The 24084-nt window shown below is 67.4% G+C and carries 26 protein-coding genes, 1 tRNA gene and 1 pseudogene; 21 read left to right on the top strand and 7 right to left on the bottom strand.

Annotated features, from left to right (window positions below; all coding sequences use genetic code 11):
* The first annotated feature begins 86 nt into the window (after positions 1-86).
* Together R9B84_RS23505 and R9B84_RS23500 are read left to right on the top strand one after the other, a co-directional pair.
* Complete coding sequence (locus R9B84_RS23505; RefSeq protein ID WP_423762475.1) at positions 87-1652, top strand: NfeD family protein; 1566 nt, start codon at positions 87-89, stop codon at positions 1650-1652.
* On the top strand, positions 1649-2422 hold the full coding sequence (locus R9B84_RS23500; RefSeq protein ID WP_423762474.1) for a slipin family protein: 774 nt from the start codon (positions 1649-1651) through the stop codon (positions 2420-2422). The genes R9B84_RS23505 and R9B84_RS23500 overlap by 4 nt, the downstream gene beginning before the upstream one ends.
* Before the next feature lie 81 nt (positions 2423-2503).
* On the opposite strand, the gene R9B84_RS23495 is transcribed toward R9B84_RS23500, so the two are convergent.
* Entirely contained in the window at positions 2504-3781 is a 1278-nt protein-coding gene (locus R9B84_RS23495; RefSeq protein ID WP_423762473.1) for a haloacid dehalogenase-like hydrolase, read from the bottom strand.
* A 627-nt stretch (positions 3782-4408) separates the two neighbouring features.
* Between R9B84_RS23495 and R9B84_RS23490 the strand changes: the two genes are divergently transcribed.
* The 6 genes from R9B84_RS23490 (at position 4409) to R9B84_RS23465 (ending at position 9777) form a co-directional block, all read left to right on the top strand.
* Positions 4409-5308: a M24 family metallopeptidase gene (locus tag R9B84_RS23490; RefSeq protein ID WP_423762472.1), complete on the top strand. Its 900-nt coding sequence runs from the start codon at positions 4409-4411 to the stop codon at positions 5306-5308.
* A gap of 45 nt (positions 5309-5353) precedes the next feature.
* Positions 5354-7141: an SDR family oxidoreductase gene (locus tag R9B84_RS23485; protein ID WP_423762471.1), complete on the top strand. Its 1788-nt coding sequence runs from the start codon at positions 5354-5356 to the stop codon at positions 7139-7141.
* 34 nt (positions 7142-7175) lie between these two features.
* Positions 7176-8081 carry a metal-dependent hydrolase gene (locus R9B84_RS23480; protein ID WP_423762470.1) on the top strand — a complete coding sequence of 302 codons (906 nt, stop codon included), beginning with the start codon at positions 7176-7178 and terminating at the stop codon, positions 8079-8081.
* A 78-nt stretch (positions 8082-8159) separates the two neighbouring features.
* Positions 8160-8447 carry a hypothetical protein gene (locus tag R9B84_RS23475; protein ID WP_047902604.1) on the top strand — a complete coding sequence of 96 codons (288 nt, stop codon included), beginning with the start codon at positions 8160-8162 and terminating at the stop codon, positions 8445-8447.
* 251 nt (positions 8448-8698) lie between these two features.
* Entirely contained in the window at positions 8699-9076 is a 378-nt protein-coding gene (locus tag R9B84_RS23470) for a DUF2917 domain-containing protein (RefSeq protein WP_423762469.1), read from the top strand.
* 326 nt (positions 9077-9402) lie between these two features.
* A complete protein-coding gene (locus R9B84_RS23465; protein WP_423762468.1) occupies positions 9403-9777 on the top strand; it encodes a DUF2917 domain-containing protein in 375 nt (124 codons plus the stop codon).
* 160 nt (positions 9778-9937) lie between these two features.
* Here the strand turns inward: R9B84_RS23465 and R9B84_RS23460 are convergent, their stop codons facing one another.
* Complete coding sequence (locus R9B84_RS23460; protein WP_047902603.1) at positions 9938-10216, bottom strand: hypothetical protein; 279 nt, start codon at positions 10214-10216, stop codon at positions 9938-9940.
* Between the two features lie 715 nt (positions 10217-10931).
* Here R9B84_RS23460 and R9B84_RS23455 point away from each other — a divergent pair.
* A complete protein-coding gene (locus R9B84_RS23455; protein WP_423762467.1) occupies positions 10932-12233 on the top strand; it encodes an NCS2 family permease in 1302 nt (433 codons plus the stop codon).
* Between the two features lie 89 nt (positions 12234-12322).
* Here the strand turns inward: R9B84_RS23455 and R9B84_RS23450 are convergent, their stop codons facing one another.
* The gene (locus tag R9B84_RS23450; RefSeq protein ID WP_423762466.1) at positions 12323-13174 is read right to left on the bottom strand and encodes a LysR substrate-binding domain-containing protein; all 852 of its coding nucleotides are present in this window, start codon (positions 13172-13174) and stop codon (positions 12323-12325) included.
* 200 nt (positions 13175-13374) lie between these two features.
* Between R9B84_RS23450 and R9B84_RS23445 the strand changes: the two genes are divergently transcribed.
* Genes R9B84_RS23445 through R9B84_RS23435 form a run of 3 tightly spaced genes read left to right on the top strand, consistent with a single transcriptional unit; the run spans position 13375 to position 15115 of the window.
* Entirely contained in the window at positions 13375-13914 is a 540-nt protein-coding gene (locus R9B84_RS23445) for a sugar ABC transporter (protein ID WP_423762465.1), read from the top strand.
* Between the two features lie 13 nt (positions 13915-13927).
* A complete protein-coding gene (locus R9B84_RS23440; RefSeq protein ID WP_423762464.1) occupies positions 13928-14254 on the top strand; it encodes a hypothetical protein in 327 nt (108 codons plus the stop codon).
* 3 nt (positions 14255-14257) lie between these two features.
* Complete coding sequence (locus tag R9B84_RS23435) at positions 14258-15115, top strand: MBL fold metallo-hydrolase (protein ID WP_423762463.1); 858 nt, start codon at positions 14258-14260, stop codon at positions 15113-15115.
* A gap of 153 nt (positions 15116-15268) precedes the next feature.
* Here the strand turns inward: R9B84_RS23435 and R9B84_RS23430 are convergent, their stop codons facing one another.
* Together R9B84_RS23430 and R9B84_RS23425 are read right to left on the bottom strand one after the other, a co-directional pair.
* Positions 15269-15556 carry a DUF1488 domain-containing protein gene (locus R9B84_RS23430; protein WP_034180648.1) on the bottom strand — a complete coding sequence of 96 codons (288 nt, stop codon included), beginning with the start codon at positions 15554-15556 and terminating at the stop codon, positions 15269-15271.
* Between the two features lie 244 nt (positions 15557-15800).
* Positions 15801-16076 carry a DUF2964 family protein gene (locus R9B84_RS23425; protein WP_423762462.1) on the bottom strand — a complete coding sequence of 92 codons (276 nt, stop codon included), beginning with the start codon at positions 16074-16076 and terminating at the stop codon, positions 15801-15803.
* 347 nt (positions 16077-16423) lie between these two features.
* Between R9B84_RS23425 and R9B84_RS23420 the strand changes: the two genes are divergently transcribed.
* The 8 genes and pseudogenes from R9B84_RS23420 to R9B84_RS23385 all read left to right on the top strand — a co-directional run bounded on the left by R9B84_RS23420 (position 16424) and on the right by R9B84_RS23385 (position 21908).
* Entirely contained in the window at positions 16424-18328 is a 1905-nt protein-coding gene (locus tag R9B84_RS23420) for a sigma-54-dependent Fis family transcriptional regulator (protein WP_423762461.1), read from the top strand.
* Between the two features lie 79 nt (positions 18329-18407).
* On the top strand, positions 18408-18710 hold the full coding sequence (locus tag R9B84_RS23415; RefSeq protein ID WP_423762460.1) for a 2Fe-2S iron-sulfur cluster-binding protein: 303 nt from the start codon (positions 18408-18410) through the stop codon (positions 18708-18710).
* A 58-nt stretch (positions 18711-18768) separates the two neighbouring features.
* A pseudogene (locus R9B84_RS23410) lies at positions 18769-19312 on the top strand (SRPBCC family protein).
* A 92-nt stretch (positions 19313-19404) separates the two neighbouring features.
* Positions 19405-19782, top strand: coding sequence for a DUF2946 domain-containing protein (locus tag R9B84_RS23405; RefSeq protein WP_047902599.1), 378 nt, complete (start codon positions 19405-19407; stop codon positions 19780-19782).
* A gap of 302 nt (positions 19783-20084) precedes the next feature.
* Complete coding sequence (copC, locus tag R9B84_RS23400) at positions 20085-20450, top strand: copper homeostasis periplasmic binding protein CopC (protein WP_423762459.1); 366 nt, start codon at positions 20085-20087, stop codon at positions 20448-20450.
* An 83-nt stretch (positions 20451-20533) separates the two neighbouring features.
* On the top strand, positions 20534-20980 hold the full coding sequence (locus R9B84_RS23395; RefSeq protein WP_423762458.1) for a copper chaperone PCu(A)C: 447 nt from the start codon (positions 20534-20536) through the stop codon (positions 20978-20980).
* A 32-nt stretch (positions 20981-21012) separates the two neighbouring features.
* The gene (locus R9B84_RS23390; protein WP_165948044.1) at positions 21013-21186 is read left to right on the top strand and encodes a hypothetical protein; all 174 of its coding nucleotides are present in this window, start codon (positions 21013-21015) and stop codon (positions 21184-21186) included.
* A 92-nt stretch (positions 21187-21278) separates the two neighbouring features.
* Positions 21279-21908 (top strand): LysE family translocator, encoded by a 630-nt coding sequence (locus tag R9B84_RS23385; protein WP_423762457.1) that lies wholly within the window; start codon positions 21279-21281, stop codon positions 21906-21908.
* 55 nt (positions 21909-21963) lie between these two features.
* On the opposite strand, the gene R9B84_RS23380 is transcribed toward R9B84_RS23385, so the two are convergent.
* Entirely contained in the window at positions 21964-23289 is a 1326-nt protein-coding gene (locus R9B84_RS23380; RefSeq protein ID WP_423762456.1) for a leucine-rich repeat-containing protein kinase family protein, read from the bottom strand.
* A 146-nt stretch (positions 23290-23435) separates the two neighbouring features.
* Here R9B84_RS23380 and R9B84_RS23375 point away from each other — a divergent pair.
* Positions 23436-23520 (top strand) — tRNA-Leu (locus tag R9B84_RS23375).
* A 209-nt stretch (positions 23521-23729) separates the two neighbouring features.
* On the opposite strand, the gene R9B84_RS23370 is transcribed toward R9B84_RS23375, so the two are convergent.
* Positions 23730-24011 (bottom strand): YciI family protein, encoded by a 282-nt coding sequence (locus tag R9B84_RS23370; RefSeq protein ID WP_423762455.1) that lies wholly within the window; start codon positions 24009-24011, stop codon positions 23730-23732.
* Between the last annotated feature and the right edge of the window lie 73 nt (positions 24012-24084).

Here is a 24084-nt window from a genome sequence, read left to right as displayed (position 1 = left end):
GCGCTTTCCGCCGAAACCGCCTAATCTTTAAGCATCGGGCCAATGCCCTTTCCGCGAGCCAGGCCGCGCGCCGCCCGGACGCCCAGATGCCCTTTCACCGTCACGGGCCGTCGCCGGCGCTTGCCGCGCCCGACGGCCACCCCCATCACCCGCTGTCCGCGCGGGTCGCACGCGCCGCACTGTTCGCGGCGCTGCTCGTCGTGTGCGCGGCCGTCGCCGCAGCGCTGCCCGCCGCTACACCCGCAGCCGCACGCCCGGTCATCGTGATCCCCATCAACGGCGCAATCGGGCCGGCCAGCGCCGACTTCATCGTTCGCTCGCTCGACCGCGCCGCACGTGAGCATGCGCCGCTCGCGATCCTGCAGCTCGACACGCCCGGCGGCCTCGACTCGTCGATGCGGCAGATCATCAAGGCCATCCTCGGCTCGCCGGTGCCGGTCGCCGCATTCGTCGCGCCGGGCGGCGCGCGCGCCGCGAGCGCGGGCACCTACATCGTCTATGCGAGCCACTTCGCGGCGATGGCGCCCGGCACCAATCTCGGTGCTGCGTCGCCCGTGCAGATCGGCGTCGGCGGCGCCACGCCGCCGGGCGGAAACCCCGCCGCGCCACGCGCGCCGCCGGCCGGGACACCGGGTGCATCCGGAACCTCGGGCACAACGCCGGCCGCGCTACCGACCGACACGCAATCGACCGAGATCCGCAAGGCGATGCAGGACGCGTCGGCCTATATCCGCGGCCTCGCCCAATTGCGTGGGCGCAATGCCGAATGGGCCGAGCGCGCGGTGCGCGAAGCCGTCAGCCTGTCGGCGAGCGAGGCGCGCGCGCAGCACGTCGTCGACCTGATCGCGCTGGATCCGGCCGACCTCGCGCGCCAGCTCGACGGCCACAGCGCGACGACCACCGCCGGCACGGTGCGGCTCGCGACCGCGCATGCGCCGCTCGTCGTGGTCGAGCCCGACTGGCGCAGCCGGTTCCTGTCGATCATCGCCGATCCGAACGTTGCGCTGATCCTGCTGACGATCGGCATCTACGGCCTGTTCTTCGAATTCGCGAACCCCGGCTTCGTGCTGCCGGGCCTCGTCGGCACGATCTGCCTGCTGATCGGGCTGTTCGCGATGCAGTTGCTGCCGATCAGCTATGCGGGCCTCGGCCTCGTGCTGCTCGGCCTGGGTTGCCTGGTCGCGGAGGCGTTCCTGCCGACTTTCGGCGTGCTCGGCTTCGGCGGGATCGTGTCGTTCACGATCGGCGCGCTGATGCTGATCGATACCGACGTGCCCGGCTACGGGATTCCGTGGCCCGTGATCGGGAGCCTCGCGCTCGGCGGCGGGCTGCTCGTCGCGGGCGTGTCGAGCGTTGCGCTGCGCGCGCGGCGGCGCCCGGTCGTGACCGGCGCCGAAGCGATGGTCGGCAGCATCGGCGAGGTGCTCGACGACGGCCTGCGCGCCGACCAGCCGCACGGCGCGGCCGGCCCCGCGCCATCGGCCGCGGGCTGGGCGCGCGTGCATGGCGAGCGCTGGCGCGTCGCGAGCAGCGTGCCGCTCGCGGCGGGCTGCCGCGTGCGCGTCACCGGCCGCCAGGGGCTGATGCTCACCGTCGCGCCGTTGTACGACGTGCCGGCGCAGGAACAACAACATCAAGGTGAACCAACATGATCGGCTACACATTCGGCTTCAGCAGCGTCCTGATCGTCTTCGCCGTGGTACTGGTCGCGTCGTCGATCCGCATCTTTCGCGAGTACGAGCGCGGCGTGGTGTTCATGCTCGGCCGCTTCTGGAAAGTGAAGGGGCCGGGGCTCGTGCTGATCATCCCGATCGTCCAGCAGGTCGTGCGGATCGACCTGCGCACCGTCGTGTTCGACGTGCCGCCGCAGGACGTGATCACGCGCGACAACGTGTCGGTGAAGGTGAATGCGGTCGTGTATTTCCGCGTCGTCGATCCGGAGAAGGCCGTGATCCAGGTCGCGCGCTTCTTCGACGCGACGAGCCAGCTCTCGCAGACGACGCTGCGTTCGGTGCTCGGCAAGCACGAGCTCGATGCGCTGCTGGCCGAGCGCGAACAGCTGAACGCCGACATCCAGAAGACGCTCGACGCGCAAACCGATGCGTGGGGGATCAAGGTGTCGACGGTCGAGATCAAGCACGTCGACCTGAACGAAACGATGGTGCGCGCGATCGCGCGGCAAGCCGAGGCCGAGCGCGAACGGCGCGCGAAGGTGATCCATGCGGAAGGCGAACTGCAGGCGTCGGAGAAACTGCTGCAGGCCGCGCAGCGGCTCGCGCTGCAGCCGCAGGCGATGCAGCTGCGCTATCTGCAGACGCTGACGACGATCGCGGCGGACAAGAACTCGACGATCGTGTTTCCGCTGCCGATCGATCTGCTGGGGACGTTGCTGGAGCGGCTGGGGCCTCCACACGCGCGCTGAGACGCGCGTTTCCCGGCCCGCGCGACGCCGCCATCGATCCCGATGGACGCCGGGCCGCGACGGCCCGGCGCCCCGCGCACGTCAAGCCAGCAGCTTGCGCTCGGTCTTGCCGTACTTGATCGACTTCTCGTCCGGGATCATCAGGCCCGTGTGCTCGTCGCGGCCCTGCAGCAGGAAACGCGCGTCCGGCTTGCCGACCTGCTCGGCGGCGAGCTTGCTGTCCGCGCCGATCTCGCCCTTCTTCATCCGGTTGACGATCACGCCGGCCGCGGTGTCCTTGAAGTCGCGCAGCATCCACGCGTCGCCGTCGCTGTCGCCGAACACCAGCAGCGGGCCGTAGCCCTTCTTCGACTCGAGGACGTTGCGGATGCCCACCGTCTTGCCGGGCCCCCAGTTGAAATGCCAGCCGGCCGGATACGTGCTCGTGTACTTGCCGTCCCGCATGTCGAGACGCAGGCCGATCACGTTTTCGGGCGGCACGCCGTAGCCGTAGTTCGGATTGCCGGCGAACACGCGCACGACATCGTCGAGCGACGCGGTGCTCACGTACACGTCGATGCCGTTCGCGCGCAGCGTGTGCATCACCGCGCGGATTTCCTCATGAATGCGGATGCCGTGGAAATGCGTGTCGGCCACCACGCCGGCCTTGCCCGGAAGCGTCTTCGGGCTTTCGTAGCGGACCTTGCGCAGCGCGTCGCCGATGCCGTAGTTGTCCGACGCTTCCGCCATCGCCTGCAGCTCGGCGGTCGTCATGTTCCGGTAGAAGTAGATGATCCACTTGTAGCCGATCTCGAGCGGGTGCGTGTCGCAGATCGCGTCGTACATGAAGTACAGCTTCGCGCGGAAATCCTTGAACTGATCGGTCTCGCGAATCTCGTCGAGGCTCTTGCTGCCGCCGAATCCCTTGTAGTTCGCGTAGAGCCAGCGATAGTCGGATTCGACGTCGGCGGCGAGGTCCTCCATCGTCACGGGCTTGCCGTCGATCGTCGTGTAGTCCTTCATGAAGGCGCCCTTCGGCACGTCCTTCCACATCACGTCGACGAACTCGTCCGGCGTCAGCTTGTACTGCAGATGGTTGATCTGGTACATCAGCAACGCCTCTTCGCAGTCGTTCATGATGCACGTGTTGTCCCAGTCGAACACCGCGTACGGGCGGCGCTTTTCATCGTAGCGCGCGCTCGCGACGCCATGCCGGTCGAGCACTGCCTGCAGGCGCGCGGCGTTGAACGGCGACCAGCGGCCCGGGTCCAGCGCATCCGGCGCGGTCGTGCTCTTCGCGTCGGCCGTGCCGGCCTTGAGCATCAGCGACGTCGCGGCGGTCACCGCGGCAAGGGTGTTCATGAACTGGCGGCGTTGCATGGTCTGTCTCCGTGGAAATGTCGAATCTCGAATCGGCTTCGGTCACTACCCCGTGCGGCGCACCGCGCGCCGGCGGCTCATCGGCGCGGCGAAGCCGGGACAGCTCCGAACCGGGGGCGAATGATGTGACGAAATTATTTCGGCAATTTGACAGCGTCACATCGTGACGCGACAAGGACTTGATCCGGCGCGACATGCCGGGCCGTCGCAAGGCGAGCCGTCACATGGCGACCTCACGCGCGGCCATCCGGGCCGGCGCTGGGCCCGCCCGTGACAACCTCCGGCCGGCGCCCCCGAGCCGCACGCGTGCGCGCCGACGGCATCCGGCCCCGACCTCCGGAAACCTAGAGTCTCCCCTCCATTTCGGCCCTTCATTAGGACAAATCCTCACCCCCGGGGGCTGGCGCGCCACGTCGAACCGGCTATCATCGTTACATCATTCAATGGCACATTAAATGCTGACTGAATAATTCGCGACGGGAACACCGGCGGATGCATTCCGGATCAGCGCCCCGCTTTGCACAGGACCGGAGCGCGCTTTGCGTGGGACCGACGTCAGTGCTGAAGCACCAACACCGGTCGACAAGCGCCGAAGCGCCCACTCTGGCCGACATATGGAGACGCACCATGGCCGACCACCACCCGCTGCCGGAAGTCCACCTCGACGAGCTGCCGCAATTCCGCGCGGTCCAGCAACTTGCCTACCGCTGTGTCGAAACCGTCGGCGCGATGCTCTACCCCGGCATCACCGAAAAGGAAGCCGCGCGCCTGCTGACCGAATGGCTGCAGGACAACGGCGTGCACGACTGGCTGCACAAGCCGTTCGCGTGGTTCGGCGACCGCACCGCGTTCGAGGGTTTCTCGGGCCTCAAGCACATGGGCGGCTTCAATCTCGCGTTCTTCCCGAGCAACCGGCAGCTCGAAACCGACATGCCGGTGATCCTCGACGTCGCGCCCGTGCTCGACGGCATCGTGGCCGACGTCGGCTACGCGCACTGCCTCGGCGAGAACCCGATCCTCGAACAGTTGCAGGACGACCTGATGGACCACCGCGACATGATCGTGCGGCTCGTGAAGGCGCGCCGGCCGATGGCCGAGGTCGCGCAGGAAGTCGACGCGCTGTGCCGCCGCCAGGGCGTCGAGCCGCGCCACAAGGCCTATCCGTTCAAGGTGCTCGCGCATCGTGTCGCGAAGATCCACAAGCTGTCGAAGCCGCGCTTCGTCGCGCGTTTCGGGCTGAACGCGACGCGCAACCTGCTGCTCGACCAGGGCCGCGCGGCGAAGCAGCAAGGCTGGTCGCCGCTGTGGTCGATCGATCGCCGCTCCGAGCATGCGCCCGTGCCGGGCCTGTGGGCCGTCGAGCCGCATCTCGGCTTCGCCGGCGTCGGCGCGAAATTCGAAGAGCTGCTCGTGATCACCGAAGACGACGCGTACTGGCTCGACAACGACCTGCCGCACGTGCGCCGCTGGCAGCGCCGCCAGGCCAAACGTGCGCAGGCCGTCGCGACCGTGCCGGCCGCCGCCTGACGTGCCCGCGCCTTTCTTCCCGAATCCCTGAACGACGGACTCACGATGCAGCCTCTTTCCGACGAAGCGCCGCTGGCCCTGTTCGAATCGGTTCATGGCGAGACGGCGGTCGCCTCCGGTGACCTGACGCTTGCGGTCAAGACCTGGGGCGACCCGGCCCGTTCGCCGGTCGTGCTCGTGCACGGCTATCCCGACGACAGCAGCGTCTGGCAGCACGTCGCGCCGCTGCTTGCGCGCAAGCACTACGTGATCGCGTACGACGTGCGCGGCGCGGGGCTGTCCGGCGTGCCGAAGCGCACAGCCGACTACCATCTCGCGAAGTTGACCGACGATTTCGTCGCGGTGATCGACGCGCTCTGCCCTGGCCGCGCCGTGCACCTGATCGCGCACGACTGGGGCTCGATCCAGGGCTGGGAATTCGTCACCGATCCACGCCTTTCCGGCCGCATCGCGTCGTACACGTCGTGCTCGGGGCCGTGCCTCGACCACGTCGGCTTCTGGCTGCGCGAACGCGTGCTGCGCCCCACGCCCGCGTCGCTGGCCAAGCTCGGCGGCCAGCTCGTGCGGTCGTGGTACGTGTACCTGTTCCACCTGCCGTTCATCCCCGAACTCGGCTGGCGGCTGTGGCTCGGCCGCGCATGGCCGAGCCTGCTGCGCCGCCTCGAAAAGACGCCCGCCGCGCCGCGCGCGACGCAGGCCGACGACGGCGCGCGCGGCGTGCGCCTCTATCGCGCGAACTTCATCCGCTGCCTGTTCGCGCCGCGCGAACGCTACGCGCATGCGCCCGTGCAGACGATCGTGCCGCTCGGCGACAAGTACGTGAGCCCCGCGCTGTCCGAGAACCTGTCGCGCTGGGTGCCGCAGTACTACCGGCGCGAGGTCGCGGCCGGCCACTGGCTGCCGCTCGCCGATCCCGCGCGCTTCGCGGATCTCGCCGGGCAACTGATCGACGCGGTCGAATCGGGCGACGAACCGCCCGCGCTCGCGAACGCGCGCCGCCGCGCGACCAGCGGGCGCTTCAGCGGCAAGGTCGCGGTCGTCACCGGCGCGGGCAGCGGCATCGGCCGCTGCGCGGCCCTCGCGTTCGCACGCGAAGGCGCGACGGTCGTCGCGTGCGACATCGACATCGCGAGCGCCGAGCGCACCGCGCTGCTGATCGGGCTGACCGGTGCGCAGGCGCATGCGAAGCGTGTCGACGTCGGGTCCGCCGACGAGATGGAAGCGCTCGCGGCGTGGGTCGGCAGCGCACTCGGCGGCGCGGACGTCGTGATCAACAACGCGGGCATCGGCATGGCCGGCGGCATCCTCGACACGAGCACACGGCACTGGGAGCGCATCCTGCACGTAAACCTGTGGGGCGTGATCCACGGCTCGCGGCTGTTCGCGCAGCAGATGGCCGCGCGCGGCACCGGCGGCCACATCGTCAACACCGCGTCGGCCGCCGCGTTCGGGCCGTCGCGCGACCTGCCCGCGTATGCGACGACGAAGGCCGCCGTGCTGATGCTCAGCGAATGCATGCGCGCGGAGCTCGCGGAGCAAGGCATCGGCGTGACGGCCGTGTGCCCGGGCTTCGCGGAAACCGGAATCATGGCGTCGACGCAATACGCGGGCGCCAACGCGCAGGACGAAGCGCGGCTGCGCAAGCGCGCGACGAAGCTGTACCAGATGCGCGGCCTGAAACCCGAAACCGTCGCACAGGCGATGGTCGACGGCGTGCTGCGCAACCGCCCCGTCGTCGCGGTCGGCGGCGAAGCGCACGCGATGCGCTTCGTCGGCCGCTTCATGCCGTGGCTCGGCCGGATGATCGCCCGCGTCAGCATGGCATCGCATTGACGGCGCATGACGCCGCACAGGGAGACAGACACAAATGACCGCTACCGCCGACTACCACAAGATCAAGGCCCGGCACGTGAAGTTCGACTTCAGCGACACGCCGATCACCTGGGTGCCGAACGATCCGGGCAGCACCCACATCATCAACACGCTGAACCTGCTGTTCCCGGAAGGCGAGCTGTGGTTCTGCCGCGTGTACAACAAGGCGCTGCCGCTGATCACCGATGCGCGCCTGCGCGACGAGGCCGAAGGCTTCCTGCGGCAGGAAGCCGTGCATTCGCGTTCGCACGGCGGCGTGCTCAAGCACTACTACGACCGGCACGGGATCGACACGAAGCCGTTCACGCAGAAGCTCAACCGGCTGTTCACGCGTGTGCTCGGCGAACAGCCGCTCGGGCTGAAGATCGGCCATACGCGCTTCTGGCTGCGGCAGCAGCTCGCGGTGATCGCGTCGCTCGAGCACTTCTTCGGCTATCTCGGCAACTGGGTGCTCAACGCGCACGGGCTCGACGAAGGCAAGGCCGACCCGACGATGGTCGACCTGCTGCGCTGGCACGGCGCCGAGGAAGTCGAGCACCGCACCGTCGCGTTCGACATCTACCGGCACCTGGGCGGCACCTATCCGGAGCGCTGCGTGCACATGGCGTTCGTGATCCTGCTGCTGCTCTACTACATCACGACCGGTGCGAAATTCATGTACAGGCGCGACCCGGACGCCGGCCGCTACCCGGGCTTCGTGCTCGCGTGGTGGCAGGGTTCGCGGCGCGGGCACCTGCCGTCGTTCTGGAAGGTGATCGGCGCGGCACTGCGTTATTTCAAGCCGAGCTATACGCCGCACCACGAAGGCTCGACCGAACAGGCGCTCGACTACCTCGCGCGCTCGCCGGCCGCGCAGGCGGCCGCGCACGGCGGCAACTGGGGCACGACGAAGGGCGCGTAACCGGGTTTCCGGCGGGCGCGGCAGGCGGCGCCCGCCGAAATGCGTACAATCGCGGCTTCATTTCCCGGAGGTGCCGCGATGGCCATGAAGAAAACCGATCTCGAAAAGAACAAGGCGCTGAAGCTGACGCAAGCGATGAAGCAGTCGGGCGCCGCCCGTTTCGGCAAGGGCGCCGAGGACGCGGCAAAGCTCGACCGCCGTGCGCAGCGCAAGCTCGACCAGGAACAGGGGCTCGTGCCGTTCGCATGCAAGCTCAACGCCGAGCTCGTCGAACAGCTGAAGGCGCGCGCGGCCACGCATCCCGAAGGGATGACGGGCCTGCTGTCCGAACTGCTCGTGAACGGGCTTGCGCAACGCGACGCGTAACTGCCACGCATCTCGAAAATACCGTTGACAGCGCCGCGCCGCCACGACACACTCGTTCGCATGCCTATGCTCAAGCCCGCCGCCATCGCGCATAAAACACCAGTGAACGCCCATGCGGGGCGATCACCGGGGGCGCTTGTGCGTTAGCATCGAGATTCAGTTACGCATGTCACAAGGCCTCGCCGGAAACGGATGAGGCCTTTTTGTTTTGGTGCGCGTCATCCCGCCCGGCTCAACGGATGGAGATGACGATGGACCAAGCAAGCCGGCTGATTGTTTGCCCCGATCGCTGCCGCACCGGCACGATCGCGTTGCCGAGCGTCGCGATGCATTTCACGGTCGCGCCGCGCAAGACGCTGACGTGGTACGCGCAGCGCGACGCCGAGATCCGTGTGCACGATGCGACGCTGTGGATCACGCGGCTGGGCAGCGCCGACGATTACTGGATACGAACCGGCGACGTGCTGCGCGTGCAGCGCGGCGACCGCATCTGGATGAGCACCGACGACGACCGGCCGGCCGTGGCATCGATCACGACCGCATACGCGATGAAACGCGGCACGTGGCTGCAGCGCGCGCTCGCACGGATGCGCGGCGTGCTGCGCGGACGATATCGAAGTCGACCATGACGAAAGCGTCGCTGCGTACTCGGTCCGAGTGCGCAGCGTCATCACGACATGCCGCAAGCACGCGTCGACGCATCCGCCTCACATATCTCGAAAATTATCGTTGACAACGCCGCACCACGAAGACAAACTCGTTCGCATGCCTACGTTCAAGCTCATCGCCATCGCGATTCATTGCCCGGTGAACATTCGAAAGAATGGATCACGGGAGGCGCTTGTGCGTTAGCAATCGAGCAGTACCGCATGTCACACAAGGCCTCGCCGGAAACGGATGAGGCCTTTTTGTTCTGGTGCGCGTCATCCGTCCGGCTCACTGAATGGAGAAGACGATGGACCAGGCAAGCCAGTTGTTTGACCGTCCCGATCGGCGTCGCGCCGGCACGATCGCGTTACCGACTGTCGTGATCCGTTTCGCGGTCGCGCCGCGCACGACGATGACCTGGCGCGCGCCGCAAGATGCGGAGATCCGCGCGCATGGTGCGGCGCTGTGGATCACGCGCCCGCCGAGCGTCGACGATTACTGGGTGCAGCCCGGCGACGTGCTGCGCATCGCACGCGGCGAGCGCATCTGGCTCGGCACCGATGCCGACCGAGCGGCCGAAGCAACGATCACGACCGCCTACGTGCGGCGCGGCCAGCGCTTCAAGCGCACGCTCGCGCAAGTGCAACGTTTGCTCGTCGGGGTATGGAGAAGGAGTGGATGATTGACGCGCGGTCACGCACGCGAGACGCGGAACGGCCGTGACCGAAAACGGACGCACCTGCGGCGCAACGCGCCGCAGGTGCGCTTCGAATGACGCGGCACGCCAGTGCGTGCCGCGAGCGATCGCGCGCCGTGCGCAGCTACCGGATGCAGCAGGTGCATCAGGTGCTGGCGGCGAGACGCGGGCCCGTGCTTCGGGGAGTTGAATCGAGCTCGGGGCGTTGCGATGCCTGCGAGGTCACCCACGGATCGATGCCCTGCTTCTGCACCTCCTCGAGGAATGACACACGTGTGCGCCAGTAATCCGCCTGTAATTTCGCATCGATGACGCGCTGTTCGGCTGCGAACAGTTCCATGCGCGCCGTCACGAGCATCGATGCAGCGGTTTTTTCCGGCGTGGGGGCGTGTCGCATCGCCCAACGGCTGATCCAGTTCAACATGCTGACCTCCGTGATTACGGACGAACCCGCATCGGGCAATCGCAATCGGCCGTGCCTGCCCGAACGCGCAACGACCTTGACCGCCATTCACCGCCTGGCCTGCACGGACTGCGACTCCCCCGCGTCGGCAATTACCGGCCGGCGTGTGCATGCGCGGTGTATCTATCCTAGAAAGACTTGCCGGTTTATGCGATGGGGTCTTGCAATCTTTTACACAGAAACCACAGTCGCCCCCGCATCGCCAAATGATAGTTGCGGACGGAACGGCTTCGGCGCAGGATAGCCCGATATCTGCAACCGCCTGGACTGACGAATGGCCGCTGCACGCCGCTGCGTATCCGCACCGGCCACGCACGCGCGTTCGCGCGCACGCGATGACTGCACCGTGTTCGTGCAGCATGCGGGCGCTCCGTTTCAGTCGAATGTCATCGCGTACCGGCCGCGCGCAATGTGGCCCGCGTGCCGTTGCGCACGCATCGGCTGGCCCCGCCGGTTCGTCACGCTCCCGTTTTTACCCTTTCCGCGCGACCGGGCTGCCAGACCGTTCGCGCGCCGGCAGCCGATCGTGCCCTCCAACTATATCGTCCGAGCTATCCGCGCTATTACAATCCGCCGATAGCCGGGCAATAGTGGCTGGTTACATTAAGCCGGCCGCTGCCTTTACAACAATTCGGCACAACAAGCAACACGACAACCCGACCGGAGAAACGCCCCAATGGAATCCATCAAGCGGTATTTCGGCTTCGCTGAAGCCGGCACCGACTTCCGCACCGAAATACTCGCGGGCGTCACCACGTTCCTGACGATGGCCTACATCATCTTCGTCAACCCCGCGATCCTCGGCGACGCCGGCATGCCGAAGGAATCCGTGTTCGTCGCGACCTGCCTCGTCGCGGCGCTGGCGTCGATCATCATGGGGCTGTACGCGAACTACCCGATCGCGTGCGCGCCCGGCATGGGCCTGAACGCGTATTTCGCATACACCGTCGTCAAGGGGATGGGCTTCACGTGGCAGGCCGCGCTCGGCGCGGTGTTCATCTCCGGCTGCCTGTTCCTGCTCGTCACGCTGTTCCGCGTGCGCGAGGCGATCGTCAACGGTATTCCGAAATCGCTGCGGATCTCGATCACAGCCGGCATCGGCCTGTTCCTCGGAATCATCTCGCTGAAGACCTCGGGCGTGATCGTCGGCAGCCCGGCCACGCTCGTCACGCTCGGCGACCTGCACAAGCCCACGACGATCCTCGCGATCGTCGGCTTCTTCACGATCGTCACGCTCGACCACCTGCGCGTGCGCGGCGCGATCCTGATCGGCATCATCGGCGTCACGGTCCTGTCGTTCTTCTTCGGCGGCAACCAGTTCCACGGCGTGTTCTCCGCGCCGCCGTCGATCGACGCGACGCTGTTCAAGCTCGACATCGGCGCCGCGCTGTCGACCGGCATCATCAACGTGATCCTGGTGTTCTTCCTCGTCGAACTGTTCGACGCGACCGGCACGCTGATGGGCGTCGCGAACCGCGCGGGCCTGCTCGTCGAAGGCAAGATGAATCGCCTGAACAAGGCGCTGCTCGCCGACAGCACGGCGATCGTCGCGGGCTCGGTGCTCGGCACGTCGTCGACCACCGCGTATATCGAGAGCGCATCGGGCGTGCAGGCCGGCGGCCGCACGGGCGTGACGGCGATCACCGTCGCGGTGCTGTTCCTCGCGTGCCTGTTCATCGCGCCGCTCGCCGGCGTCGTGCCGGGCTATGCAACCGCACCCGCGCTGCTGTACGTGTCGTGCCTGATGCTGCGCGAGATGGTCGACGTGCCCTGGGACGATGCGACGGAAGCCGTGCCGGCCGCGCTGACCGCACTGCTGATGCCGTTCACGTACTCGATCGCGAACGGCGTCGCGTTCGGCTTCATCGCGTACGGCGGCCTCAAGCTGCTGACGGGCCAGGCCCGCACGGTCAAGCCGATCGTGTGGATCATCGCGGCCGTGTTCCTGTTCCGCTTCTTCTATCTCGGCAGCGAATGACGGACGCGCTTCGGCGCGATGCTCGATGAGAAACGCCACCTTCGGGTGGCGTTTTTTTCGGGCATGCGCCCGGCGCGAACGACGCCGCATCACACATCCGCCTCCCCGAGCACCCAGCGCGCAAAGGTCTGCAGCGGCCCGTCGCCCAGATCCAGCGCTTCGGGCAGCACGAGACAGAAGCGCTTGACCACGCCCCGACCGTCCGGCCAGGGCGCCGCGAGCAACCCTTGCGCAATCTCGGTGTCGACATACAGCCGCGGCACCAGCGCGACGCCGAGCCCGGCCACGGCCGCCGCGATCAGCATCGAGTAAAGATCGTAGCGCGCGCCGGCAGCCGGATTGCTCACCGGCAACCCCGTCTCCTGCACGTACGCCGACCACGCATCGGGCGTCTGGCGCTTGTGAAGGCGCGGCAGCCGGCCCAGCAACGCGTCCGGATGTCCGCCCGCGAGCAACGACGGGTGGCAGACCGGCACCAGCACCTCCTCGCATAACCGGTACGTATGCATGCCGGCCCAGGCCGGATGCTCGAAGTGAATCGCCGCATCGAATCCGCTGTCGGCCAGCACGAACGGCTCCGCGCGATCCGCGAAATGCACCGTGATGTTCGGGTGCTGCGTCTGGAACCGCTTGAGCCGCGGAATCAGCCAGCGCGTCGCAAACGTCGGCGTCACGGCGATATCGACGCTGCCGCCGTCGCCGGGCTGCCCCATCATGTACTGGCTGTCGCGCTCGAGCCGGTCCAGCACTTCGCGAACCTGCGCCGCGTAGCGCGCGCCGTTCGGCGCAACCCGGACGCGGTTGCCGACACGCTCGAACAGCGCCACGCCGAGAAACGTCTCCAGCCGGCCGATCTGTCGGCTGATCGCCCCTTCCGTCAACGCCAGTTCGTCGGCCGCGCGCGCGAAGCTGCCGTGCCGCGCCGCGGCCTCGAATGCCATCAAGGCGGAATTGCTCGGAATCCTGCGTCGCGTCACGATTGCTCCCGGTCCGACGATCGTCGGTTTCAGCTTGATCAAATATCAACAAACGATGACGAATTGTCGTTTTTCGCCGCTCCATCGGCTGATTATCATGACAAAAACTCAACCAGTCGAGCGGCGATCGATCCCGAAGGCCGCTTGCTCCCCGTGGAGGCGTCATGATCTATGCCGTTGAATGCAGCTTCGCCGACCTGGCCACCGAAGCCGAGTGGAACGACTTCTACAGCCTGATCAAACTGCCGGCGCTGATCTCCGTGTCCGGCTTCCGCACGTCGCAACGCTTTCGCGCCCTCGGTGGCGACGGCCCCGTCTACCTCGCGCTTCACACGATCGACAGCCCCGACGTGCTGACGTCGGCCGAGTATCGCGACAAGGGCGGCGGCAATTTCGCGCGCTGGCAGCCGCATATCGTCGAGTGGCGGCGCAACGTGTACGACAGCGCAGCACCCGCGCCGTCCGTGTCCGGCGATCAGTGGCTGGCCGTTTGCGACCACGCTGCCCCATTCGCGCGATCGGGCATTTCAGCCACCGCGATTCACGCGATCGCGCTGGACCGCCAGCCGGCCGATCGCTGGCTGGCCGTCCTGACGCACGACCAGGCGCGGCTCGCGTCCGGGCCGTCCGACGCCGCGATCCGGCTCTACGCGCCGATGGGCGACCCACTCGTCAGCGCGCCGCCGCCGGCGTCCGCACACTGACAGGAACGCTGCCATGCCCAGCGTCACGATTTTCATCCCCGAGGCAAGCATGCCGTCGAACGCCGCACTCGACGCGCTCTCGGCGACCTGCGCGACCCTCTGCACCGACGTGTTGCGGGCCGCTCCCGGCACGGTCCATGTCGTTCATGTCCCGGTCAGGCATGGTTGCGGACATCCCGTCAGCGCGGAGATCCGCTACCGCCTCGAATCATTTCGCACCACTGAGTTAATGGATCGATTCATGACCGCACTGGATCGCGAGATTCTCCGCCACACCGGATTCGTTGCACGCATCCGCTGCTTCGGCTACGACACGGCTCATCTTCACGCCCGACATTGACCCATGAACGAACCGCTTCCCTGCTTCCCGTGCCGTCGGATCGGCGATTTCACAGTCACCGCGATCAGCGACGGCACGCTGACGGCCGGCCTCGACCTGCTGTCGAACATTGCGCTCGACGACGCGGCCGGCATCATGCGCCGGGCGGGCATCCACGCACCGTCCAGCGTGAACATCAACTGTTATGTGATACGCGGGAACGGCCGCACCGTGCTGGTCGATGCCGGCGCCGGCGGCATCCGGAACTGGGGCGGCCGCCTGATTCCGTCGCTGTCGCAAGCCGGCATCGATGCGCGCGACATCGACACGATCCTGCTGACGCACGCGCATCCCGACCACATCGGCGGCCTGCTCGACACGGGCGGGCAACCGGCCTTTCCGGATGCGGAGGTGGTCATTCACGAACGGGAACGCGCATTCTGGCTGAACGATGAGCAGTACGATCGAGCGAATGAGCGGGCACGCGTCAATTTCCGGATCGCGCGGCACACTTTCGACGCTTATCGGGCCAAGCTGCGGACCATCGAAGCAGGCGGCGTGCTGCCCGGCATCGTCGCCGTGCCGCTGCCGGGGCATACGCCCGGCCACACGGGCTATCGCGTCGAATCGCGTGGCGAGCGCCTGCTGATCTGGGGCGATCTCGTGCATTTCGCGCCGATTCAGGTGGCTCGCCCGGACGTCTCGATCGCGTTCGATCACGATCCGTCGCAGGCGTCGGCGACGCGCGCGGCAACCCTCGCTGAGGCCGCGTCGAACAACCTGCTGATTGCGGGAATGCACCTCGCCGAAACGGGCTTCGCACGCATCGCGCGAACGCACGGCGAAACAGCCGGCGCGTTTGCGATCACCGGAGCGGACTGAGCGAAACGGAACAACGGGCACGCCATCGCGCCGCACGCCGATCGGATCGACCGCGCATCGTCTGGCGCCGGCGTGCAACCGGATCAGCGTGCGTCGATACAACACGGGCGCCGGTATTCGGCGCCCGCTCCCATCGCTGCCCGGTCGTCCGGTTCAGCGCCAGTTCGCCTCGTAGAAACGAACGTAACCGCTGCGTAGCGTCACGCATTGCGCGCGCGTTTCCGACAGCAGGCGGCGCGCGGCCGCTTCGATGCGATCGCGGTGCTGGTCGAATGCGCCGACCATGTCCTCGAAGCGCGGCGATGCCGCGCCGAAGTGGTCTTCCAGCGCCTCGGCGGTGATCTGACATTGGACCCGCTCGCCATTGACCAGCGCGGTGAACCCAAGCATCAGGTCGCGCCCCGAATATTCGGGCTTCTCGTTCGTGAAATGGATCTGCATGGGGGAGCCGCCTCGACCGGTAGAACACGAATGACCGCGTCCGTCGTCCGCTACCGGCCGGACGAAATGTACGCGGGCTCGCCAGCGGAGGCACCGTCCGCGGAGGTATGGCGCGGACAATGCATGCCGGTTGCTTTCCACTTTAGACGGTTTCGCGCAGGAGACAAATTTTCCGGTGTGCGTCGTTCCGACGCGCATTTCGTCAGATCAACGCGGGCATCCGGCACCGTTTCGGAAACGGGTGTCAGTGCGGATCGGTGGGCCAGACGTTGAGCGCGACCGCGGCTGTCGTGACGCCCGCCGCAATCGCGGCCGCCCCGTATAGCACCGCATCGGTCAGATCGAACAGCAAACCGTGGATCGCCACGGCAATGCCGCCCAGCATGATGAAGGTGGCGATGGCTGCCAGCACGACTCTCAGTTCCGTCCGAACCATGATGCGTCTCCCGAACGGATGCATGTCGCGTCGCATGCATGTTGCGATGCGGAACACGGCGCGTGCGTGCTCCATTTCCATCATTGCATGCGGCCATTTAAAAGCAAGGGGATTTTGTTCGCGGTCGCATATCGCACGCCGCGCTTGTATGATGATGCGTACCCGGATGGTCGGCCTTCGTGCCCGATGGTGCGCCGCAAGCGGAACGTGGAGTCCGCGGGTGGTTTCGGCGATAGCGCTTCGGCATGTAACAACGCACAGGATCGACCGATCGAGGAGCATGGGGCCCGAGTGAGCGCTGAAGCGCTGACCGAGGCCGACCGCGAAGCATGGGACTCAGGCAAGCGCTACAGCGCCAACTGCGACCGACCGCGAAGCATGGGGTCCCAGTAAGCGCTAAAGCGCTAACCGGGACCGACAGGAGACAAGTCATGCCGCCCCCCTTCGTGCTGCCCGCCACCGCGGGTCGCACCGACCTGCTCGCGCAGGCACATGCGCGTTCGACCGCGGTCGGCCTGCGCGCGCACGAGCGCCCCGATTTCTCGCCGCTGTCGCGCATCGCGCTGCGCGAACTGCTCGACACGAATCACGCACTGTTCTCGCACGCCCGCCCGGTGATGGAGAACCTCCACGCGCAAATCGCCGATACGCAAAGCCTCGTGCTGCTGACCGACGCCGACGGCGTGATCCTGCACAGCATCGGCGACGCGGACTTCATCGAGAAAGCCAACCGCGTCGCGCTGTGTACGGGCGTCTCGTGGGCCGAAGGCGCGCGCGGCACCAACGCGATCGGCACCGCGCTCGCATCGGGCCAGGCCGTCGCCGTGCACGGCGCCGAACATTTCCTGCGCGCCAACCACATCCTCACCTGCTCGTGCGCGCCAATCTTCGATCCGTTCGGCCGCACGCTCGGCACGCTCGACGTCAGCGGCGACCCGCGCGGCTCCAGCCCGCATACGCTCGCGCTCGTGCGGATGTCCGCGCAACTGATCGAAAACCATCTGTTCGCGAACCAGTGTGCGGAAGCGTTGCGGCTGCGCTTTCACGCGCACGAGGAATGCGTCGACTCGCTGTTCGCCGGGCTCGTCGCATTCGGCCCCGACGGCGGGCTGATCGCCGCGAACCGCAGTGCACAATTCCAGCTCGGCGCGCCGTTCGATGCATTGCAGCATCAGGGCAGCGACGCGCTGTTCGGCATGCGCTTCGGCGAGCTCGCGCAGCAGGCGGCGCGCGCGCCCGGCGCAATGTTCCGCCTCACGCTGTCCACCGGCGTACGCGTGCTCGCGCGCTGCGAATTCGCGGAAGCGCAGCGGGCGACCGTCGCCGTCACGCCGCCCGCACCGGCCGCACGCGTGCGCGCGGCGGACCCCGACGCGATCACGTTCGCGACGCTCGACACCGGCGACGCGCGCATGGCCGCCGTGCTCGAACGCGTCGCGAAGATCCGCGGGCGCGACCTGCCGCTGCTGATCCTCGGCCAGACCGGCACCGGCAAGGAATGGCTCGCCCGCGCGCTGCACCAGGCGTCGCCGCGCGCGGACGGCCCGTTCGTCGCGGTCAACTGCGCGGCGCTGCCCGATTCGCTGATCGAGGCCGAACTGTTCGGCTATGAGGACGGCGCGTTCACCGGCGCGCGCAAGCGCGGCAGCCCCGGCAAGATCGTGCAGGCCGACGGCGGCACGCTGTTTCTCGACGAGATCGGCGACATGCCGCTCGCGCAGCAGGTCAGGCTGATGCGCGTGCTGCAGGAACGCGCGGTAATGCCGCTCGGCGGCGCGCGCGCGGTGACGGTCGACGTGCGCGTGGTCTGCGCGACCCATCGCGACCTGCGCGCGATGATCGCGGAAGGCACGTTCCGCGAAGACCTGTTCTACCGGATCAACGGGCTCGCGGTCACGCTGCCGGCGCTCGCCGCGCGCACTGACCTGCCCGCGCTCGTCGAGCGGATTCTCGCGCGGCTCGCCCATAGCGAGCCGATGCCGCGCCGCATCGCGGCCGACGTGCTCGACGCGTTCACGCGCCACCGCTGGCCCGGCAACCTGCGGCAGATGACCAACGTGCTGCGCACGGCCGGCATGCTCGCCGAAGACGAAACCGAAATCACGCTCGCGCATTTGCCCGACGATTTCTGGCTCGACTGCGACGATGCGCTGGCGGCACCTGCGGCAACGGCCACGGCAGCACCGGCCGACCCGCGCGAAGGAACGACGCTGCAAAGCCACCAGGCCGCGGTGATCGACGCGGTGCTCGCGCGGCACGGCGGCAACGTGTCGGCGGCCGCGCGCGAGCTTGGCCTCGCGCGCAATACCGTGTACCGGTACCTGCGCCGGCATTGACACGCGCGGCCGGCGGGCGTCGGCCGCAAGCGGGTTCGGGTATGCTGGGCGCGTTGCCGCCGCCCCACCGCCCCAAGCCATGACCGATCCGGAACACCCTCCTCTCGTGCGCATCGAGCCGCTCGGCGCGACCTTCGATGCGCCCGACTCGCTGACGGTGCTCGAGGCCGCCGCGTTTGCACGCGTGGCGCTGCCGCGCTCGTGCCGCAACGGCACGTGCCGAAGCTGCCTTTGCCGGATCGTCAGCGGCAGCGTACGCTACACGATCGAATGGCCGGGGCTGAGCCGCGAGGAAAAGGCCGACGGCTATACGCTGCCGTGCGTGGCCGTCGCGACGTCGGACCTCGTGCTCGACGTGCCCGACGCGGTCATGCTCGACTAGACGCGGCGTGCGGTCGCGCGCGCCGTCCTGCAACGGTTGATCCTGCGTGGAGAACGTCATGACCCAGCAAACCGATCGCATCGAAAAGCAGACCCTGCTCGCGGCATCGCCCGACCGCGCCTGGGAAGCCGTCAGCAATTCCGGGGAATTCGGCCACTGGTTCGGCGTCACGTTCGACGGGCCGTTCGCGGCCGACCAGCCGCTGTTCGGCCGCATCACGCCGACGCGCGTCGACGACGACGTCGCCAAGGCACAGGAACCCTATGCGGGCACTGTGTTCGAAATCGTCGTCGATCGCCGCGAAGCATGGGCCCCAAGTAAGCGCTAAAGCGCCAACTTGGGCCGACATCGAGCCGAAGCAACTGTTCTCGTTCCGCTGGCATCCGTTCGCGATCGATCCGAACTTCGATTACACGTCCGAGCCGATGACGCTCGTCACGTTCACGCTCGCCGCACAGGCCGGCGGCACGCTGCTGACGGTCACGGAAACGGGCTTCGACCAGTTGATCGAAGCGCGTCGCGCGAAAGCGCGCGAGATGAACGATCAGGGCTGGGCCGCGCAGATGATGCTGATCACGAAATATCTGGCGAAGCACGCATAACGTGCCGCGATGCCGCACACCCCTGCCGACATGCGGATCGACGTGCGTGGCATAATCCGCACCATCGTCGCCCATTCGCCGCCGCGCATCGCATGCTGAGTCGTCGTCTCCGGAAGATCGGCAGTCTGATCGGGATGCTCGCCATCCTGATGACGGCGCTCGCGCCGACGATCTCGCAGGCACTGACGACGCAAGGCCGCGTCGATGCACTGCTGGCCGGTTACTGTACGGCCGCGCCGGCCACCGGCGACCGCTCCGCCGATTCGTCGCCGAAGAGCCTGCAGGCCCACCTCCAGGCATGCGGCTATTGCAGCCTGCTTGCCCACACACCCGCACTGCCCGCGCCCGAACTGACGTTCGCGGCCAACGTGCGCGTCATCCAGCACCGCGAAGCGACCCGCTTCGACAGCCTGCGCCGCGCGCTGCCGCTCACGGCCGCGCAACCGCGCGCCCCTCCGTTCGCGTCCTGAACCGTCGTCGTCACGCGTGATGCCGTAGCGCATTGCGCGGTCCGCGCACGCCACCGGCGTGCGTGACGTGTCACGTTTCGAAGGACGATCATGTTTCACCGTGTCGCGCGCGGCGTCGTGCCGTGCGTGCGGCTGGCCGCTTCCGGTTCGTACTGTCGCGCCGATCTTCGCTCGCATGCGAACGTCCGGCCGCACACGTTCGCGCCGACCGCAGCCGGCATCGGTGCCGTTGCGATGCCGCTCGCGCATCCGTCCGTCGAATCCGTGTGTCTCCAACCGATTCGCCACTCGCACAACCCGCCATGAAAACCATCCTTTTCGTTCGCGGCGCACTCGCCGCACTCGGCTTCGTCGTCATCCAGGCCGCCCAGGCCCACGCGCTTCCGAAGACGCAGGTACCGGCCGCCAACGCCACGCTCTCGAGCGCACCTCACGCAGTCACGATCGATTTCAGCGAAGCGCTCGAGCCGGCCTTCAGCTCGATCGCCGTCACCGACAGCCACGGGCAGTCGGTCGCCGACGGGAAATCGGCCGTCGACGCCGGCAACCGCAAGCGGATACACGTCGCGCTGGCCACCCTGACGGCCGGCACGTACACGGTCGCGTGGATCGCGGTAGCCAGCGACGGCCACCGCACGAAAGGCCGCTACACGTTCACGCTGAAGTGATGCACGCAATGCGTATCGGCATGCCGCACCGATCGCATTGCCATCGATGCCCCATGCAGCACACCCCATAAGGAGAACAAACGATGAAACGCTCGATTCCGACCAGCCTGCTGTTCGCGCTGCTGGCGCTGCAAGCCCCCGCCACGTTCGCCGCACCGGCCGTGCAGGCCGACAACTGCTGGATCCGCGCGATGCCCGCAACGGTGCCGTCGTCCGGATACTTCACGCTGAAGAACGACGGCGATGCGCCCGCCAGGCTGACAGGCATCGACGCCCCCGCGTACGGGATGGCGATGGTGCATGAAACGCAGACGAACGGCAGCACCGCGAAGATGGTTCACGTCGACGCGGTCGAGGTGCCGGCGCACGGCACCGTGACGTTCAGGCCGAAGAGCTATCACGTGATGCTGGAGCAGCCGCGCCAGCCCGTCGCGCCCGGCGCGAAGGTGCCGTTCCGGCTGCATTTCGCGGACGGCTCGACGGTGTCCGTGACCTGCGACGCGAAGGCGCCGACGTACACCGGCCAGTAAAGTTGCATGCGCAACTACCGATGGAGACGCACATGAAGAACCGCCTGCCGCTGGCCGACCTGATCGTCCGCTACCGGACACCGCTGAATGTCGCCGTGCTGATCGCCTGCGGGTTGTGGGCCGCGTGGATCGCGTGGATGACGCGGCCTGCCGCGATCGATACGCCGCCGTCGATCCCCGCGTACTGCATGCGCGACGCACGCTGACGCGCCGCGCCGGTTCCGGCGGATGCTTGCGCCATTTTGGCGTGGCATCATCGAATCACCCCGACCGCCGGAACCGCCTTTCGGAGCGACGTATGTCCATTCAGACCTGGATGCTGTTTGCCGCAGCCTATCTCGCGACCACGCTGTCGCCGGGGCCCAACGTGCTGCTCGTCATCCGCAACACGGTGCGCTACGGCACGCACGGCACCGCCGCGACGATCGCGGGCAATCTCGTCGCGCAGGGCGTGGTCGTGCTGCTCGTCGCGCTCGGCGTCGGCGCGGTGCTCGCCGCGATGCCGCCGCTGTTCGTCGCGATGAAGGTCGTCGGCGCCGCGTACCTGATGGTTCTGGGTGTCCGGCAACTGCGCGGCGACAGCAAGGCCGCCGCTTCGACCGGTGCAGCGGAAATCGCCGTGCCCGACCGCGGGAAGCTGTTCCGCGAAGCGCTGTTCGTGTCGGGCAGCAATCCGAAGACGATGATTTTCCTGTCGGCGTTCATGCCGCAGTTCATCGTGCACGACCGCCCGCTCGCGCTGCAGTTCGTCGTGATGTACGCGACGATCGCCTGCACCGTCGTGGTCGTTCACAGTGTCTATTCGGCCGGCGTGCGCCGGTTCCATCGCGGTTTCGGCATGAGTCGCGCGGTGCGCGCGCTCAAGCGCGCCAGCGGGCTGCTGTTCGTCGGGCTCGGGATCAAGCTGCTGACTGCGCGGCAGGTTTAACAAGCGTACGCACGCCGGGCAACGGACGGCCCGGCAGGGAGCCTGGCCTGGCCCGTCAGACCTTCCACGCGGCCAGCGCGTCGACGATCCCGTCAAACGACGGCCAGGTGTCGATGTTCTCGCTCACGCAAGCCGCCGCGAGCGCTTCCAGCTCATGCTCCCCGGCCCACGTGTGCGGCGCGCAATGCGCGAGCAATTCGCCGAGCAGGTGGCCGAACGCGCGGACTTCCAGCCGTTCGAGCCGGGCGCCATGCCGTCCGTCGCTCGTGTCGTAGAACGATGCCGCGCCGAAGTCGCCCAGCAGCGCGCCGCCCTCGCCGTCGTGCAGGATGTTGTGCGCATACAGGTCGCCATGCATGATGCCGCGCGCGTGCAGATGGCGTGCCGCCGATGCGATGCCGTGCGCGATCCGCACGGCCTCCGCCGGCTCGAATCGCGCGTCGGCCGCATACACGTCGCGCGTGCAGGTTACGAAGCTCGGCGGCCCGGCGAGGTTCGTGAGCGCAGGATCGACCAGTTCCATCACGAGGCCGTGCGTTCCGTCCGGATGACCGCGCACCTTGCCGATCACCGGAATCACGTTCGGGTGGCGGCCGGCGTGCAGGCACGCGGCCATTTCACAGTCGGGCAGCCCGTCGCTCGTCACCGCGCCCTTGAACAGCTTGACCGCGACCGCGCGTGGCGCATGACCGTCCGCGCGCCATTGCGCACGGTAAATGACGCCCGACGCGCCTTCGCCCAGCTTCTGTTCGCACGAGAGCGATGCCCAGTCGACGTCCGCGACCTCCGGCCCGGCCGACGCCGCGGCTTCCGGCGCGGCGCTGAACGGATTGCCAGAGTACGCGAGCCACGCGAGGCGCGGCAGGCGCAGCAACCAGTCGGGCAGTTCGTCCAGCCGGTTCGCCGACAGGCGCACCAGCTCGAGCGCACGGCACGCGGCCATTTCGGCAGGCAGCGCCCGCAGCCGGTTGCCCGCGAGCATCAGCTTCTGCAATCGCGAGCAGTCGCCGATCTCGGCGGGCAATGCGTCGATTTCGTTGTCAGTGAGAATCAGCCAGCGCAGCGCACGCGGCAGCGATCGACGCGGCACCGTGCGGATCCGGTTCGCCTTGAAGCCGATCATGTCCAGCTGCGGACACGCGCCGAGCACGTCGGGGAACACGGTGAAGCGGTTGCCGGACGCGAACAGGATGCGCAGGCGGTGCAGCCGCGGCAGGTCGTCCGGCAGCGCAGCGAGCGCGTTGCCGGACAGGTCGAGCACTTCGAGCGTGTCGGCGAGATCGAAGATCTCGCGCGGAAACTCGGTCAGCCCACACGCGAGCTTGAGTTGCCGGGCGCCCGTCAGTTGTCCGGCCTGCAGTTGTTCGAGGGTGGTGGTCACTGGGAGAAAGCGGATGGCAGTAGCGATGATCGTCGGACCGATCGCACGAATTCTACCGGGATCGCGCTCTCACACACCGCAATCGTGTCATACCCCCTTCACAAACGCGCAATGTGACGCTAGAATTGCGCCCCTTGCAGTGCAGTGCCGACGTGGTGAAATTGGTAGACACGCTATCTTGAGGGGGTAGTGGCGAAAGCTGTGCGAGTTCGAGTCTCGCCGTCGGCACCAGATGCGGTTTCTCCGCGTTTCGAGCATTTTCAAAAACCCGCGACAGCGCATGGCCTCGCGGGTTTTTTGTTTTTATCATGTTCCATGTCCCGCAGCGGGACAACTGAAACGGACCGGACCGGCGACACGGTGCAAGAGGCGGCCTGCGTCTGCATGTGCCCGCTCACGGAGCCGCCCCCCGGACTCGATGGGCCGCGCGGAACAACACATCAGTGCTCGTCGGCCCGGTTCAGGAAAAACCGGATATCGACCGTCTTCCAGATGCCTTCCGTGTTGAACGGGTCGTCGTGCACGAGTCGCCGCACCGCGTCGATATCGTCCGCTTCGTAGAGAAACAGGCTCCCGCCCACCGAGCCGTCCGGATCGATGAGCGGCCCGGCAATCCGCGCCTTCAACGGTGAAGCCAGCAACCGCGCCTTATGCGCTGCAAAGTGGGTCTGGCGACGCTCCGCCATACCCGGGTGATCGAGGCAATAAACGATGAAGAGCATGTTCCTTCCTTGGGGGATGCGAGCCGCCGACGGCCGTGCCGCCGGACATCAGCGAGACCCGCTGCACCCGCCA

This window comes from Burkholderia sp. NLJ2, assembly GCF_049487195.1.
Taxonomy (GTDB): Bacteria; Pseudomonadota; Gammaproteobacteria; order Burkholderiales; family Burkholderiaceae; genus Burkholderia; species Burkholderia pyrrocinia.
The sequence above is the reverse complement of the archived record's forward strand: the minus strand, read 5'-3'. Positions and strand labels throughout refer to the sequence as shown.